Origin of the sequence: Pedobacter gandavensis (assembly GCF_032678745.1) — a bacterium.
Taxonomy (GTDB): domain Bacteria; phylum Bacteroidota; class Bacteroidia; order Sphingobacteriales; family Sphingobacteriaceae; genus Pedobacter; species Pedobacter gandavensis_C.
On record NZ_JAVTST010000003.1, the window covers coordinates 201,049 to 215,460 of the forward strand.

The following is a 14,412-nucleotide window of genomic DNA, read 5'->3' on the forward strand; positions in this document are numbered from 1 at the left end:
AGTAAAGCAAATTATCTGGCAAAATCCTTTACTACTTTATCAATTACCGCAGCGGTTTCATCGGGGAAATGGAACTGATGTTCCTGAGGTTGTTCAACCCAATTTTTGATGATGGGTAGCCAATTCCTGTTACTGGCCCAGATCACTGGCAGTCCGAATTTCTTTAGCGCGAAGGCATTGCACTGCTGTTCGTATTGAAATTTCATTGGGGCAACCAGCAGCTTTTTCCCAAGAAACAATGCTTCTGCAGGACCTTCAAAACCACCACCAGTAAATAACCCTGCGCAAGAAGCCAGGCTTTTATTGAATAGTTCATTGTTAATCGGGCAGACCTCCACATTGCCATCTATATAGCTCAATTTGGTATGTTTTGAAAACACCTGCCATTTCACCAAAGGAATCTGCTTAAGGATGGGCACCAGGTATTTATCATCGATTGCGGGGAGATAAACTGTATAATGGCCAAGGTTACTGACCTTCATATTTCGGATTTCCGCACGAATTACTGGGGTATAGATAAAATCGTCATAACGTTCGAAGTGAAAACCTACATAATGGCTTGCTGGCGCATAATATTTCATTACTAATTGTGCCCAGTCGATACTTTTAGGCTTTGGTACTTTTCTGGATTGAAAAGAGGCCTGGTGACTTAATCCAACGCTTTCCACACCTTGCATGCGACAAGCCCATGCCGTTACCGGCTCAAAATCATTCAGAATCAGGTTGTATTCTTTTAGGGGGATCGTCTTCATGTCTTTTACAAAACGAGGAAGGTTCATTGTTTTCCAGGTTTCATAGTGATTTACACCGCCTTTTTTACCGAAAACAAAACTGAATCCATGAAGTTGGTACTTCACTTTTTGCACCAATTGAACATCTGCCTGGGTACCGCTGATCAGTAAATCTACCTCTCCATATTGCTGCAATAAAGGAACGATTTCCCTTGCTCTGCTAATATGTCCGTTTCCTGTACCCTGAATAGCGTATAGTATTTTCATCCGCACCGAATATCTACAATTTTTACGCTTTAGACAATTTCTAATTTAATCTTTTGGAGCAGTACATTGATATCCAGTTTGCTGTGAAGATCCTCGCTGTCGGACAATTCGCCCTCTTCCAGTTCTTCTTGTTCAAAATCTTTGGGGTCATATTTAAAGATCTTCCAGGATTTGTCAGCGTACTCCAATGCGGTCAGGTTTTCCACCCAATCCCCACTGTTTAAGTACAATACTCCTCCTTCTTCAGTGCTGATGGTTCTCATTTCAGGTTGGTGAATATGTCCGCAAACCACATATTGATATCCGTTTTGAATGGCCAGTTCAGCCGCAGTATTTTCAAAGCTATTGATAAATTTCACTGCATCTTTAAAGGCTGCTTTAATTTTTTTAGAGAAGCTCATTTTCTCCTTACCGAAAAGTCCGAGGAACCAATTGGCGAGGCTATTGATGAGAATGAGAGAATCGTAACCTACGGCTCCTAATTTAGCCAGCCATTTGGAATGCTGCATTGTTACATCAAAGATATCACCATGGAAGAACCATGCTTTCTTCCCGTCCAGCTCTAAAACCAGTTTATTTTGCAGGTGAAAAGCACCCAAATGCATATCAGCAAACTTGCGCAACAGCTCATCATGGTTACCGGTCAGGTAATAGACAGGTACACCTTCTACCACAAATTTCATGAGTTTCCGCAGCACTTTCATATGTGTTTCCGGCCAGTAGCGCTTGCTAAATTGCCAGATATCTATGATATCGCCATTGAGGACGATCTGCTTTGGCTTGATACTTTTCAGGTATTTTAAGAGTTCTTTGGCGTGGCAGCCATACGTCCCAAGGTGAACGTCGGAGATGACCACGATATCCACGGCTCTTTTAGACATCATCTTCCTCCAACCAGAGTTCGTAAGGACTGAAAAAGAAAGCAATCCCGACGACTAAACAAATGATCAATAACAATTCCTGCATAGGTTTAACAGTTTATGATACAAAAATGCAACACTAAGATGAAGAGACTGTTAAGGAATCATTATTTATAAAAACCTGGTTTACAAAAAAGGCCCGATGCTTTTCAACATCGGGCCTGCTAAACTATTTTTAAAGCGTTATGCTGCTTTTTTCTTTTTATTGTCTGAGTAGAAGGCAAAACCTAAACCTGCAATCAGCAATATCGAACCTGCTAAAGAGATGTTTTCACCCATATAGTAAGAAACCGGCTCAAATTTAAACTCTACTTTATGATTTCCAGCTTCTAACTGCGCTGCACGCAACACGTAATCTGCTCTGAAATAAGGTTTTTTAACCCCATCCACATACATATTCCACCCTTTATCGTAATAAATTTCAGAGAATACCGCGATTACATCTCTTGGCGCGCTGTAAGAATACACCAGGTGATCCGGGTGGTAACTATCCAGTTTAATGAATGCCGATGGATCTGCACCCAGGCGTTTAGTATCGATTAAATGTTTGTATTTAATGTCTACAATCGCCTCTTTCTTAGGATCAAAGCTGCTGATCGCTTTCATTTCTTCATCCGCATCTTGTGCAAACTGCACATTTTGAACGATCCAGGCATTACCTGCAGCCGTTGGATTACGTTGCATTTTATAAGAACCATTTTGTTGATCCTGCGTAATGATATATTTCGTATTCAACATATCCAATACGTCCTGATTTACGCTTTTCGACAGCTGACTATCGATCAATTCCTGGTAACGTTTCAACTTAGCAGCATGGTAACCACCAATCGTTTTATGGAACTGTGAAGTACTTGCATCGGAGAACGTAGAAATGGTCAAATCTAATACCCTAAAGTTAGGATCTTTATCTGCCATAATAAACGTATCCACATCACGCGGTTGGAAATGGTTGGTCAAATCGCTTTTGTTTGCAAAGTTGCTGTTATTTAAATAACGGCGATCTACCTGCCAAAGGTCTGTTAAAATCACCAATCCAAGGATGATGATGGTCGTTTGCGCGTTTAGTTTCTTATTGATGAAAGCCCAAATCAGTACGTAACCAATCGCAATTAAGAATAAAGAGCGTAAAGCATCCGTACGAGCGATATCTGCACGATCCTGAATTAAAGCATTGGTAATGCTTTGTGCTACTCCGCTGTTATTTTCCAACATCTGAGTCAAAGCCTGTAGCATTTGAGGATGAGTAGAAGAAGTGAAGCTGAAGAAAGCAGTAGGCATAACTGCTACGATCAATGCAAAACCACCGGTAATTGCTCCTGCAATGGTTAATCTTTTGATCAATGTTTTTTGATCATAAGCATCTTCCTGCGCTTCTTTAATTGCAAGCACAGCTAAGATCGGCACCAATAATCCAACCAGGGCCAGAATAGATTCTACGGCTCTGAACTTGTTGTACATTGGGAAGTATTCGAAGAACAGGTCAGATACGAATGGTGCATTTTTTCCGAAAGAAAGCAACATAAACAGTATTGTAGTACCTACGATCCACCATTTCAATCTGTTCTTAACGATCAATAAACCGAATACAAATAAGAAACATACGATGGCTCCGAAGTAATAAGGGCCTGAAGTACCTGGTTTTTCGCCCCAATATTGTTGCAGACCAATCTGGCCGGCCAATTGTTGAATTGCCTGGGTAGGATCTCCGCCAGTTACACTTTGTAATGCTTTATAAGTATGACTTTCCGGTTTCGCGATCTGGTCGATGCTCGTTGCACCACCATAAAGGTTAGGAATCAGGAAGGTGAAACTTTCGCCTACACCCTGGCTCCATCCGTAAGCATATTCTTTTGATAGGCCGTTTTTCTCTTCAGCTTTATCGGTAGTGATGTTAGATTTTCCACGGTTAGACTCCAAACCATACTCATAAGTAGTCCACAGTTTACCTGCATTTACCATTAAAGATACCAGCAGGGCCAGACCTAAGAAGGTCATTGACTTACCAAAAGCAGCCAGTTTTTTCTCTTTTACGGCATGATAAACTTCGATACCGATGAAGATCAATAGCGCAATCATCAGATAATAGGTCATCTGGATGTGGTTGGCTCTGATTTCCAATGCCAGGAATAAAGCGGTTAAACTTCCTCCCAACCAATATTTACCTCTTAGCGTGAGGATTACACCAGCAATAATCGGCGCAATAAAAGCAATGGCTAATGCCTTGTTGCTATGGCCGGCGGCGATAATAATAAAATTATAGGAAGTAAAGGCAAAAGCGATTGCGCCTACTGCGGCGAGCCATGGATTTACCCTAAGGACGCAAAACAGCAGATATGCACCTACCAGGTACAATAAAACTGCATCTACCGGATCCGGGAAAACGGCTTTAATTGTCGAGATCACGTAAGTTCCTACATTCATTGGGTGTTGCACCCAAATCTGATAGGCAGGCATACCGCCAAACATTTGATTCGTCCAAAGAGGGCCTTTGCCATCTTTAGCCTTATAATCCATAATTTCTTTAGCAGTAGCTTTTGCCTGGATGACGTCACTTTGTGCAGGGGCTTTTCCTTGCATTACAGGACTGAAATAGACAAAACAGATGATCACAAAAAATCCAATGATGGCCAGGTGGATGCCATTCGCTTTTAACCAATTATTCATTAAGGTTTGTTTAAGATTTAAACTAACCCCAAAAATATAAAATTGATACAGATTAGGAAGGAAATTTATCGATTAGAATAAAATACTTTATTTAACCTCTTCGTAATCTACGAAATCACCGAGTTTATCTGTTTTACCACCTTTAGTTTGAGGTGGCATATAATCGATAGTAATTGCGCCTTCAGGCTTGCTGTCTTGCTGCCTGGCCTGGCCTTGAGCTTGTCTGGCCTGGTTTTCAGCTTGACGCTGCACCTTGCTAAACATACTTTTCAATACCATAGGAAATATCAAACGCAAAATTAAGCGAAGAAGATACAGTACTAAAAAAGTGACTACAATAAATTTTAAAAATGCCATTGTGTTAAATTAATATTTACAAATATAGACGGAATTAGAATTTCATTATTACAAAATTCCGTAGATTATTGCTTTTTCATTACAATAAGCGGCTTAATCTTCTACTATTTCGGCCACACGACCTACCTGTCCATCTTCCAAACGCACCTTGATTCCTCTGGAATGGAAGGCCGATGAAGTGAGCAGATTGGCTACAATCCCTCTGGTTAATTTTCCTGTTCTCTGATCCTTTTTAAGGATAATCTCTACTTCCAATCCTGGATATACGTCTTTTCTATTCTTTCCGTCCATTGTTATTTTATAGGTTCAGCTGTTGCTGATTTACTAAATCTTTCTTCAAATACTTTTTCCATAGCAAACATCTCATCACGAAGTCTTGCTGCCATAAGGAAGTCCATTTCTTTGGCCGCTTTGGCCATATCTTTACGCGTTTTATCGATGGATTTCTGCATTTCCGCCTTGGTCATAAACTGAACAATCGGATCTGCTGCCATACTGATTTCATCAACTTCCACATAGGCTTTTGCCCTTGCAGCATTTCCAGAGAAGTCCAGTACGGAGGTTTGCTCCAGAATCGCTTCTCTGCTTTTTCCTACAGTTTTCGGCGTGATGCCATGTTCCAGGTTATAGGCAATTTGTCTTTCGCGACGTCTATTGGTTTCGCTGATCGTTCTTTCCATAGAATCCGTGATCCTATCGGCATACATGATCACCCTACCCCTATCGTTACGTGCAGCCCTTCCGATGGTCTGGATTAAGGCACGATCGGAACGTAAAAACCCTTCTTTATCGGCATCAAGGATTGCTACTAAAGAAACTTCCGGTAAATCCAGTCCTTCTCTAAGTAAGTTGATCCCGATCAGTACATCAAATTCACCTAGGCGCAATCCACGAAGGATCTCTACCCTTTCCAAAGTTTTCACTTCGGAGTGAATGTAACGACATTTGATATTTAAGCGATCCATATATTTGGTAAGTTCTTCTGCCATTCTCTTGGTCAGCGTGGTCACCAGAATCCGGTCGCCCATTTTAATGGTTTTATCAATCTCATCGAGTAAATCATCCACCTGATTTACGGCTGGTTTCACCTGAATCAATGGATCCAATAGTCCCGTAGGACGGATCACCTGTTCAATAACCACACCATCTGTTTTCTGCAATTCATAATCTGCAGGGGTGGCACTTACATATATCGTTTGAGGCGCAAGCCTTTCAAATTCATCAAAGTTCAATGGCCTGTTGTCCAATGCAGATGGCAAGCGGAAACCATATTCTACCAGCGACATTTTACGCGATCTGTCACCTCCATACATCGCACGGATCTGTGGTACAGTCACATGGCTCTCATCAATCACCATCAGGTAATCATCTGCAAAATAATCCAGTAAACAGAAGGGTCTCATTCCCGGCGAACGGCCGTCAAAGAACCTCGAATAGTTCTCAATTCCTGAACAGTAACCGAGTTCCTTCATCATTTCAATATCAAAAGTTACTCTTTCTTCCAGCCTTTTCGCTTCCAACATATGACCATCAGAGATCAATTGTGTTTTACGGATCTCCAATTCTTCCTGGATCCCCCAGATGGAGGAAGTAAAACGATCTTTTGGCGTTACGAAAAGATTAGCAGGATAAACCGCCATATCCTCCATTTTATCCAATGTTTTTCCGGTTACCGGATCAATCAGACTCAGTTCTTCAATATCATCACCAAAAAATGAAACGCGATAAGCTTCATCCAGGTAAGCAGGGAAAATATCTACCGTATCCCCTTTTACGCGGAAAGTTCCCCGTTTAAATTCAGTAGTAGTTCTGGCATATAAGATTTCCACCAGGCTATGTAAAAAGCTATTTCTTGAAATTTTAGTCCCTACTGAAAAACGAAATACAGATCTGGAAAAATCTTCTGGATTTCCCATACCATAAATACAGGAAATAGAGGAAACCACAATCACATCCCTACGCCCTGACATTAAAGCGGAGGTAGTACGTAACCTAAGTTTTTCGATTTCTTCGTTGATGCTCAGGTCTTTTTCTATATAGGTATTGGTGCTGGGCATAAAAGCCTCAGGCTGGTAATAATCGTAATAAGAGACGAAGTAATTGACGGCGTTTTCAGGAAAGAACTGTTTAAATTCTCCGTAAAGCTGTGCCGCCAGCGTTTTATTATGACTTAAAATCAAGGTTGGCTTTTGAGTTTGCTCGATCACATTCGCAATGGTAAAAGTTTTACCTGATCCTGTTACGCCCAAAAGTGTCTGATAATTTTCTTCGCTGTTTACGCCATCCACCAATTGCTTAATGGCATTGGGTTGGTCTCCGGTTGGTTTATAGTCTGATACAAGCTGAAACTTCATGGGTAGATTCTCTATTTATCTTGATGTTGAGTACAAAAGCAAAGATAAGGAATTATTTGCTGTGGATGAGGGCACTGCTACTGACCATCATCACCTAGGTGAAACAAGAAAATTGCAATGTTGTTTTTAAAATAACCTCATACATCAGTCGGCCATCGGCAGCTCTACCAACCTGCAACAGCAACTATTAAAGCACTAACAAACAATAACATAAGCAAATAAAACAATTTTAAATTTCAAATGTATAACTTAGAATAAAAGGAGGAAATATTTAAAAATTACACCTATGAAGCTTTTAGTTTATGCTCCATTAATCAGCCCTCGCATCAAATACATTTTCAATTTCATGTTTAAAGAGATTTTAGGCCTGGAATTGGAATACCCTAAAAATCTGGCAGAGTTCCTCAGCGCAGATGCCCCAAAACTTTGCTATGCAAAACATCCCATTCAAAAAACCTTGTTTTTTAAGAGTGCCGGATTGCTAACCGACCATTCCATCAAGCGCCAAAAAATCAAAACCACCACCTTTGGCAGCCATCAGGTACCTTTTGCAGTGGAAGGAAGCACCTTACCTTTCGACCCTTTTGCGGCTTCCTTTTACTTTCTGAGCAGATATGAAGAATATCTGCCTTTCGACAATCGGAAGGGGCCTGGTTTTCGGGCGCGCTTAAGCTTGCAGTATAAATTGGGCTTGCTCCAAATCCCCGTCATAGATGAATGGACGATCATTTTAAAAAACATTTTACACCTCCATTTTCCAAACCTGAAATTCCCAAGAAGAAACTTTAGCTTCAAAGTTGCTTATTCCCTGAATCCGGAGCATCAACCAATAACTCATCCGGTAAAAAGGGCATTTGGATTTATGAATCGACTGGTAAAAGAACACTTTGCTGGAAAAAGAAAAGAGGAACAAATGACCACTATTCGTCAGTTGATAACAGAGATGGAAAAAAACGGCCATGTTGCACCACCAGAGTTCCTACTGCCAAATACCCATCACCATAGCAATTGGGAAGAAAAATTGACGCTACCAAAAAGCTACATCAAGTTGTCAGCAAAAAACATCAGCAGGGACTATAGCATGTACTATCCCGATACTCCAGGATTCAGAGCTGGCACCTGCAACCCTTTTCATTGGTATGACCTACAAATGGAAAAACAATCTCAATTGAGAATCTTTCCTTTTGCAGTCAGCTATGCAGGAATTGCCGGGGGAAAGAAAACTAATAAAGATCCTTTGTTGTTATTAAACGAGCTAATGGATCATGTAAAACTTGTTGATGGCAGTTTTTTTAGCCTGTGGCAACACAAAATAATTGCCCTGGGATAATTGTAATATCCGGACATCTTTTTTATTTTAAACCTACATTTTCCACCTTAATTCTTATACCTTACCTGCTCCTTAAATATCTCATTTCCTCACTTTATTCTTAGAACGATGATTTTCAACTTAGATAAAACCAACTCCATTGCCAATGTGTTCCTTGCCGAACTTCGTGATGAAAACATCCAAAAAGACACCATGCGTTTCCGTAGAAACATGGAGCGCCTGGGTGAATTTTTCGCTTATGAGATCAGTAAAACCCTGGAGTTCGAAAGAAAAGAGACGCAAACACCATTAGGAATGGCCAAAACTGCCTACCTTCCAGAGCAGCCTGTACTAGCAACGATCTTAAGGGCAGGAATCCCTTTACATCAGGGTTTATTGAACGTGTTTGACCAAGCGGAATCGGCTTTTATTACTGCTTATCGAAAATTACACAAGAATGGGAATTTCATTGTGGAGGTAGAGAATGTATATGCGCCGGATCTGAACGACAAGGTAGTCATCGTTGCAGATCCAATGTTAGCCACTGGCATGAGTATGGTGCTTTGCTGTAAAGAATTATTAAACCGCTATCGCATCAAGGAATTGCATATCGTATGTGCAATTGCCAGCACAGAAGGCATTAACCACCTGAAAGCCAACCTCCCTAAAGCAAAACTATGGTTTGGTGCTATTGATGAAGAAATGACAAGTAAGTCTTATATTGTACCAGGATTAGGCGATGCAGGAGACCTCGCTTATGGCGTCAAACAATAACCATGGCCATCATAAAAAGACCCGTAATCAAGCTACAACTATCTTTATTCGATAAAATAATTGAAGGGATCGGGTTTTTATTGCTGATGACTTTATGGCTATGTGTATATGTGCAATACGCGGGATTATCGGAATCCATCCCCATTCACTTCAATTTTTCCGGAGAAGCCGATAGTTTTGGTCACAAATCTGATATTTATAGCTTGCCAATGTTGGCTACAGCACTGTATATTTTACTCACTGTAGTCAATAATTACCCCCATTACTTCAATTATTTAACCCCTATTACCCCAGAAAATGCCCATCGCCAATATGTTATAGCGACCAGGTTACTTCGGTACTTAAAAGTTCTGGTTGTTGTTATCTTTGCAACACTCATCAGTATTACCATTAATTACTGATGAACCGTAAATAAAGTAACACCATGATTAAACATATTTTCTTCGATTTAGACCATACGATTTGGGATTTTGACAAAAATGCGGAAGAGACACTGATGGAATTGTATCATCATTACGACCTGGCTTCATTAGGTTTAACGTCGGCAAGCGCATTTATTGAAACTTATACTGAAAACAACCATTTACTCTGGGCTGAATATCATTTGGGAAAAATCAGTAAAGAAACCTTACGCTCCGAGCGCTTCAGCAAAACTTTTATACAGCTGGGCATCTCAGCAGAACTTATTCCTGCACAATTTGAGGACGACTACGTACGCCTTACCCCTATAAGAACCAATTTATTTGAAGGTTCGAAAAAAGTATTGACCTACCTGCAAGAGAAGTACACGCTACATATCATTTCGAATGGCTTTAAAGAGAGTACTTTGACTAAAATGGACAAATCCGGTTTGAATCCTTTCTTTTCAAATGTGATCATTTCTGAAGATGTAGGTGTGAATAAGCCCGACAAAGCCATTTTTGAATACGCACTCGACAAAGCGAAAGCCACAAAACCAGAGAGTATCATGATTGGAGATAGTTTAGAAGCGGATATCCGCGGCGCACAGGATTTTGGGATTCAAGCGATTTATTTTAATCCATTGCACAAAGAAAAACCACATGATGTGACCTGGCAAATTAATCACCTGGAAGAATTGATGAATCAATTTTAATTGCTTATCCTTATAAGAAAAACAAGCCTTAAAACATAGCCCTCGAAACAGATGAAAAAACTACTATTCCTTCTTGTGTTGCTCTTGGGGAGTAACTTTATTTTCGCACAAAATGCGCGCAGTACTGCTGAGCTATTCATAGAAATTCCGGAAAGAGGGAATTACGTGGTTTATGTAGATGACGAATTTGCCGGATCTTCAAAAGGGCGTTTCCGTTTTTATGATGTCCGCAATAGCGCTCCTACAGTTGTTGTGATGAGAGACAATGCCGAGGTGTTCCGCAGGCGCATTAATTTACCGATGAATGCCCGCTTGCTGGCCAGTTACTCTAGCCGTTCTGGCTGGAAAAACATGGTCACCTTAAATTTATATGATCGTGGACAATACGCGTTGGACAATTGGGACCGCGCAGTTTTTACTGACCGTCCTGGTCCAGGCCAAGGTCCAGGTGAAAACTTTATTGAAGTAATGACCCCTGATGAGTTTAAGCAATTATTATCCATGGTGAACAGGGAAACCTGGGCTGACGATCAAGTGAAATTAATAAAAATAGCTTTAAAAAGCTCGCTGATGACTACGGATCAGGCTTATGAATTAGTAAGAGTATTAAAATTTGGCGGAGATCAGTTGGAATTGGCAAAATTAATTTACCCTTTCATTGCGGATAAAAAGAATGCCATGAAAATAGGCAACGTATTTCGCTTCCCACTAGACAAACCAACATTCATTGAATTTATTGCTAAACAAAAAAGTTAACACAAATGAGTGCTGGCAAAAACTATCAAAAGATTAAAGATCTGGTTCTCGCTTATCAAAAGAAGCTAAGTGAGCTGGAAGAGGATCGTTTTCTCGAAACCCCTCCTATTGGTGGCTGGTCTTACAGTGAAGTGTATTTTCATATTTTTGATTCCAGTATCCTTTCCTTAAAGCAACTGTCGGGCGCAATCACAGGCAAGGGGCAGCAGGAACCTACTAATTTTATAGTCAGGCTGATCCTGTTTATGGGAAGTCTTCCTCCGGGAAGAAAATATAAAGCACCGAAAAGGCTGGCAGAAAGGCTTAAAAAAATCAGCAAGACCGAGGCTTTATCCTTGATCGATGAATTCCTTAAACAGCTGGAAGAAGAAGCGCTATTACTCCCAAATGCGGATAAACGCTTAAAAACACCCCATCCTCGCTTTGGCTACCTGAATGCGTTTCAGTGGCTGCGTTTCATTAGAATTCACCTGAATCATCATTTGCAACAATTACATAGGATTGATCAAAGCTTTAATCGATAACCCAACAAATTTCTCATCTTTGCCTATCTTTTATCTCTATTAAAAGATTAATAAATGTATAGCATATGAAAAGGATTCTTTATATCAGTTGTTTTGTAATGGCACTTGCGGCCTGTAACAGTGAACCTAAACAAAGTCAGAATGTGATTACGCCTACTCCAGGTGGTTTACCTGCTGCAAGTTCAGCAACGGCAAGCGGGGAAAGACCAGCAAACAATCCAGCACATGGACAACCTTTTCATGATTGCGCATTGCCTGTTGGGGCACCATTAAATGCACAAACTGCAGCACCTGCAAATGGCGCAGCAACAAATGCAACTCCTGCTGCTCAATCTGCACCGGTTACAACAGCACCAAGCGCTCCTGCAAATCAGAAAGAAGCAAAATTAAACCCTGCACATGGTCTTCCAGGTCATGACTGTGCAATCCCTGTTGGCGCGCCCTTAAGTTAATTTAAGCAAAGAACAGGCGAGCATGAAAATCCCAAGTATTCCTGGTTTTGACCAGGGAGCGATAGAGAAATACGCAAAAAATGCAGGTTGGCTGATGATTGCCCGTGTGGGCAGTCTGGGGATAAAAATAGTGGTCGGCATAGCCGTCAGCAACTATTTAGGGCCCAAAGAATTTGGAGTCTACAACTACCCACTTGTATTTGCTACGTTTTTCATTGCCGCAGCAGCCTTGGGATTAGACGGTTTTGTAACCCGGGAACTCTTACGTTTCCCGGAAAAGAAAAACGAATTACTAGGTACTGCCTTTGTCTTGAAACTGATGGGCGGTATCGTTGTGCTGCCACTCGTGTATCTCGCTTACCATATTGCAATGGGCATGACCAAGCTCGATGCCCCCTTCTCCTATATCCTGGTGGTCAGTTTTACCGGAATCATCCAGGCATTCAACATCATCGATAGTTATTTTCAGTCCAAAGCCCTGGGAAAATTTATCATGAAAGTCCAGGTGATGGGCAATCTCTTATCTGCAGCTTTCAAATTGTTCTTAATTGTAATGGGCATGAGCCTGAATTGGTTCATTGCTGCTTTGCTGATGGATGTAATTGCATTGGCAATCGGCTATATTTATGTCTACCAAAAAGAAGGAGGATCCATCTTTGAATGGAAATTTGAAAGCCCTTTAGCAAAATTTTTACTAAAGAATTCCTGGCCAATGGCTTTTTCAGCAATCCTGATTTCTATCTATATGAAAATCGATGCGCTGATGATCCAGGGGTATTTAGGCTCCGCACAGCAAGGGATATATTCCAGTGTAGTGCAGCTCTCCGAAGCCTGGTATTTCATTCCTGTAGCATTGGTAACCGCTGTTTTTCCAGCCATTATGAATGCAAAAAGAGACGATCCGGAGCGGTATCAGCGAAGAATGCAAAACATGTACGACCTGATGGTTTGGATCAGCGTCAGCATCGCGCTTTTTATGACGGTTGCCTCCCCTATTATCTACAAAATATTTTATACGCCGGAATACTGGCCGGCAGCACATGTATTAACGATACACATCTGGGCAGGAATCTTTACCTTCCTGGGCACTGCCAGCGGACAGTTTCTGATTGCAGAAGGTTATACCAAGCTTTCTATGCTCCGCACAGGTGCCGGAGCAATAATCAACATTCTTTTAAATATCTGGTGGATTCCTAAATACGGGATTACAGGTGCAGCAGTAGCGACACTTATCGCTTATTTCAGCTCCAATTTCATGATTCTGTTGGTCCCAAAGACACGTCAGCAAGGCATCATGATGCTCAAATCTTTATTGTTCATTACCCTATTTGAAAAGATCAAAAACAGAGGCCAGGCAGCTAAATAATTTATCTGATTCAATAATTATACGGATATATTAGCTTTTTGCGTTTAACATTTTAACTTTGACACTCAAATGACCTGGCCCTATCCCGTATAGCAGTTCATGGTTCATGACCGATAAGGTAAGAAACAAACAATACAGGTGAACCGAAGCATGCAACCATGTCCGTTCCATCTTACAAAAAAACACATATTTACAGATGAATTCCTTAAGAAAGGTAGTAAGATCAATCGTATTAAAGCCAAAAAACATCCTGGATCTCATGCAGTTGAAGTCCAAAATCAAAAACTCAACAGGACCACTGAACATCATCATTGGATCAGAGAATACCGCCTATGAAAATTGGCTACCTACCAATATAGAAAGCTTAAACTTATTGGAAACAAGATCTTTTGAAAACTTGTTTGGCGACAAAAAGGCCTCAAAATTCCTTGCAGAACACGTATTTGAACACATCAGCTATGCTGATGCCTTAATAGCGTTGAAAAACTGTTTCGCATTTATGGAGAAAGGTGGCAGCATCAGAATCGCGGTACCAGACGGTTTCCATCCTAACCCGGACTATATTGAGCAGGTAAAACCAGGCGGACATGGAGAAGGTTCTCATGACCATAAGCTATTGTACGACTACCAGAAACTGAGCAAAGTATTGCAGGATGCTGGTTTCCGCGTCAACCTATTAGAATATTACGATGAAAATAAACAGTTTCATTTTGTGGACTGGAAAAGTGAAGACGGGCATATTCTAAGGTCCAGAAGGTTCGATAAACGCTTTAATGAGCCACTGGGATATTCTTCTTTGATCATTGATGGTATAAAAGATTAAT

15 protein-coding genes are annotated in these 14,412 nt (G+C 40.8%); 9 read left to right on the plus strand and 6 right to left on the minus strand.

The genetic code is table 11. The annotated features are described in order from the left end of the window. Window positions 1-11: 11 nt before the first annotated feature. From R2S10_RS12220 to uvrB, 6 genes are all read right to left on the minus strand, one after another. The gene (locus R2S10_RS12220; protein ID WP_316840724.1) at window positions 12-998 is read right to left on the minus strand and encodes a glycosyltransferase family protein; all 987 of its coding nucleotides are present in this window, start codon (window positions 996-998) and stop codon (window positions 12-14) included. Between the two features lie 29 nt (window positions 999-1,027). Continuing rightward, on the minus strand, window positions 1,028-1,879 hold the full coding sequence (locus R2S10_RS12225; protein WP_316841099.1) for a UDP-2,3-diacylglucosamine diphosphatase: 852 nt from the start codon (window positions 1,877-1,879) through the stop codon (window positions 1,028-1,030). A gap of 222 nt (window positions 1,880-2,101) precedes the next feature. After that, window positions 2,102-4,582: a hypothetical protein gene (locus tag R2S10_RS12230; RefSeq protein WP_316840725.1), complete on the minus strand. Its 2,481-nt coding sequence runs from the start codon at window positions 4,580-4,582 to the stop codon at window positions 2,102-2,104. 87 nt (window positions 4,583-4,669) lie between these two features. After that, window positions 4,670-4,939 (minus strand): DUF4834 family protein, encoded by a 270-nt coding sequence (locus R2S10_RS12235; protein WP_182958264.1) that lies wholly within the window; start codon window positions 4,937-4,939, stop codon window positions 4,670-4,672. A gap of 93 nt (window positions 4,940-5,032) precedes the next feature. Next, window positions 5,033-5,230 carry a YwbE family protein gene (locus R2S10_RS12240; RefSeq protein ID WP_222535497.1) on the minus strand — a complete coding sequence of 66 codons (198 nt, stop codon included), beginning with the start codon at window positions 5,228-5,230 and terminating at the stop codon, window positions 5,033-5,035. Between the two features lie 2 nt (window positions 5,231-5,232). After that, window positions 5,233-7,293 carry an excinuclease ABC subunit UvrB gene (gene uvrB, locus R2S10_RS12245; RefSeq protein WP_316840726.1) on the minus strand — a complete coding sequence of 687 codons (2,061 nt, stop codon included), beginning with the start codon at window positions 7,291-7,293 and terminating at the stop codon, window positions 5,233-5,235. 286 nt (window positions 7,294-7,579) lie between these two features. On the opposite strand from uvrB, the gene R2S10_RS12250 reads away from it, so the two are divergent. From R2S10_RS12250 to R2S10_RS12290, 9 genes are all read left to right on the plus strand, one after another. After that, window positions 7,580-8,623, plus strand: coding sequence for a DUF7033 domain-containing protein (locus R2S10_RS12250; protein ID WP_316840727.1), 1,044 nt, complete (start codon window positions 7,580-7,582; stop codon window positions 8,621-8,623). A 108-nt stretch (window positions 8,624-8,731) separates the two neighbouring features. Further along, window positions 8,732-9,376, plus strand: a complete 645-nt coding sequence (gene upp, locus R2S10_RS12255; protein WP_316840728.1) for a uracil phosphoribosyltransferase — start codon at window positions 8,732-8,734, stop codon at window positions 9,374-9,376. Window positions 9,377-9,378: 2 nt separating this feature from the next. Next, window positions 9,379-9,777, plus strand: a complete 399-nt coding sequence (locus R2S10_RS12260; protein ID WP_316840729.1) for a DUF1648 domain-containing protein — start codon at window positions 9,379-9,381, stop codon at window positions 9,775-9,777. A gap of 23 nt (window positions 9,778-9,800) precedes the next feature. Then, complete coding sequence (locus tag R2S10_RS12265; protein ID WP_316840730.1) at window positions 9,801-10,490, plus strand: YjjG family noncanonical pyrimidine nucleotidase; 690 nt, start codon at window positions 9,801-9,803, stop codon at window positions 10,488-10,490. Window positions 10,491-10,541: 51 nt separating this feature from the next. Continuing rightward, complete coding sequence (locus R2S10_RS12270) at window positions 10,542-11,246, plus strand: DUF4476 domain-containing protein (protein WP_316840731.1); 705 nt, start codon at window positions 10,542-10,544, stop codon at window positions 11,244-11,246. A 5-nt stretch (window positions 11,247-11,251) separates the two neighbouring features. Next, a complete protein-coding gene (locus R2S10_RS12275) occupies window positions 11,252-11,770 on the plus strand; it encodes a DinB family protein (RefSeq protein ID WP_316840732.1) in 519 nt (172 codons plus the stop codon). Between the two features lie 65 nt (window positions 11,771-11,835). Further along, complete coding sequence (locus R2S10_RS12280) at window positions 11,836-12,222, plus strand: hypothetical protein (RefSeq protein ID WP_316840733.1); 387 nt, start codon at window positions 11,836-11,838, stop codon at window positions 12,220-12,222. A gap of 22 nt (window positions 12,223-12,244) precedes the next feature. Then, window positions 12,245-13,588, plus strand: a complete 1,344-nt coding sequence (locus R2S10_RS12285; RefSeq protein WP_316840734.1) for a flippase — start codon at window positions 12,245-12,247, stop codon at window positions 13,586-13,588. A 196-nt stretch (window positions 13,589-13,784) separates the two neighbouring features. Further along, on the plus strand, window positions 13,785-14,411 hold the full coding sequence (locus R2S10_RS12290; protein ID WP_316840735.1) for a hypothetical protein: 627 nt from the start codon (window positions 13,785-13,787) through the stop codon (window positions 14,409-14,411). Window position 14,412 lies beyond the last annotated feature (1 nt).

Bases quoted from the DNA above. Each gene is read 5' to 3' on its own strand.
- R2S10_RS12285 (WP_316840734.1), top strand. From the start codon at position 12,245: ATGAAAATCCCAAGTATTCCTGGTTTTGACCAGGGAGCGATAGAGAAA.
- R2S10_RS12260 (WP_316840729.1), top strand. From the start codon at position 9,379: ATGGCCATCATAAAAAGACCCGTAATCAAGCTACAACTATCTTTATTC.
- R2S10_RS12235 (WP_182958264.1), bottom strand. From the start codon at position 4,939: ATGGCATTTTTAAAATTTATTGTAGTCACTTTTTTAGTACTGTATCTT.
- R2S10_RS12275 (WP_316840732.1), top strand. From the start codon at position 11,252: ATGAGTGCTGGCAAAAACTATCAAAAGATTAAAGATCTGGTTCTCGCT.
- R2S10_RS12270 (WP_316840731.1), top strand. From the start codon at position 10,542: ATGAAAAAACTACTATTCCTTCTTGTGTTGCTCTTGGGGAGTAACTTT.
- R2S10_RS12240 (WP_222535497.1), bottom strand. From the start codon at position 5,230: ATGGACGGAAAGAATAGAAAAGACGTATATCCAGGATTGGAAGTAGAG.
- R2S10_RS12250 (WP_316840727.1), top strand. From the start codon at position 7,580: ATGAAGCTTTTAGTTTATGCTCCATTAATCAGCCCTCGCATCAAATAC.
- upp (WP_316840728.1), top strand. From the start codon at position 8,732: ATGATTTTCAACTTAGATAAAACCAACTCCATTGCCAATGTGTTCCTT.
- uvrB (WP_316840726.1), bottom strand. From the start codon at position 7,293: ATGAAGTTTCAGCTTGTATCAGACTATAAACCAACCGGAGACCAACCC.
- R2S10_RS12265 (WP_316840730.1), top strand. From the start codon at position 9,801: ATGATTAAACATATTTTCTTCGATTTAGACCATACGATTTGGGATTTT.
- R2S10_RS12290 (WP_316840735.1), top strand. From the start codon at position 13,785: ATGAATTCCTTAAGAAAGGTAGTAAGATCAATCGTATTAAAGCCAAAA.
- R2S10_RS12280 (WP_316840733.1), top strand. From the start codon at position 11,836: ATGAAAAGGATTCTTTATATCAGTTGTTTTGTAATGGCACTTGCGGCC.
- R2S10_RS12225 (WP_316841099.1), bottom strand. From the start codon at position 1,879: ATGTCTAAAAGAGCCGTGGATATCGTGGTCATCTCCGACGTTCACCTT.
- R2S10_RS12220 (WP_316840724.1), bottom strand. From the start codon at position 998: ATGAAAATACTATACGCTATTCAGGGTACAGGAAACGGACATATTAGC.
- R2S10_RS12230 (WP_316840725.1), bottom strand. From the start codon at position 4,582: ATGAATAATTGGTTAAAAGCGAATGGCATCCACCTGGCCATCATTGGA.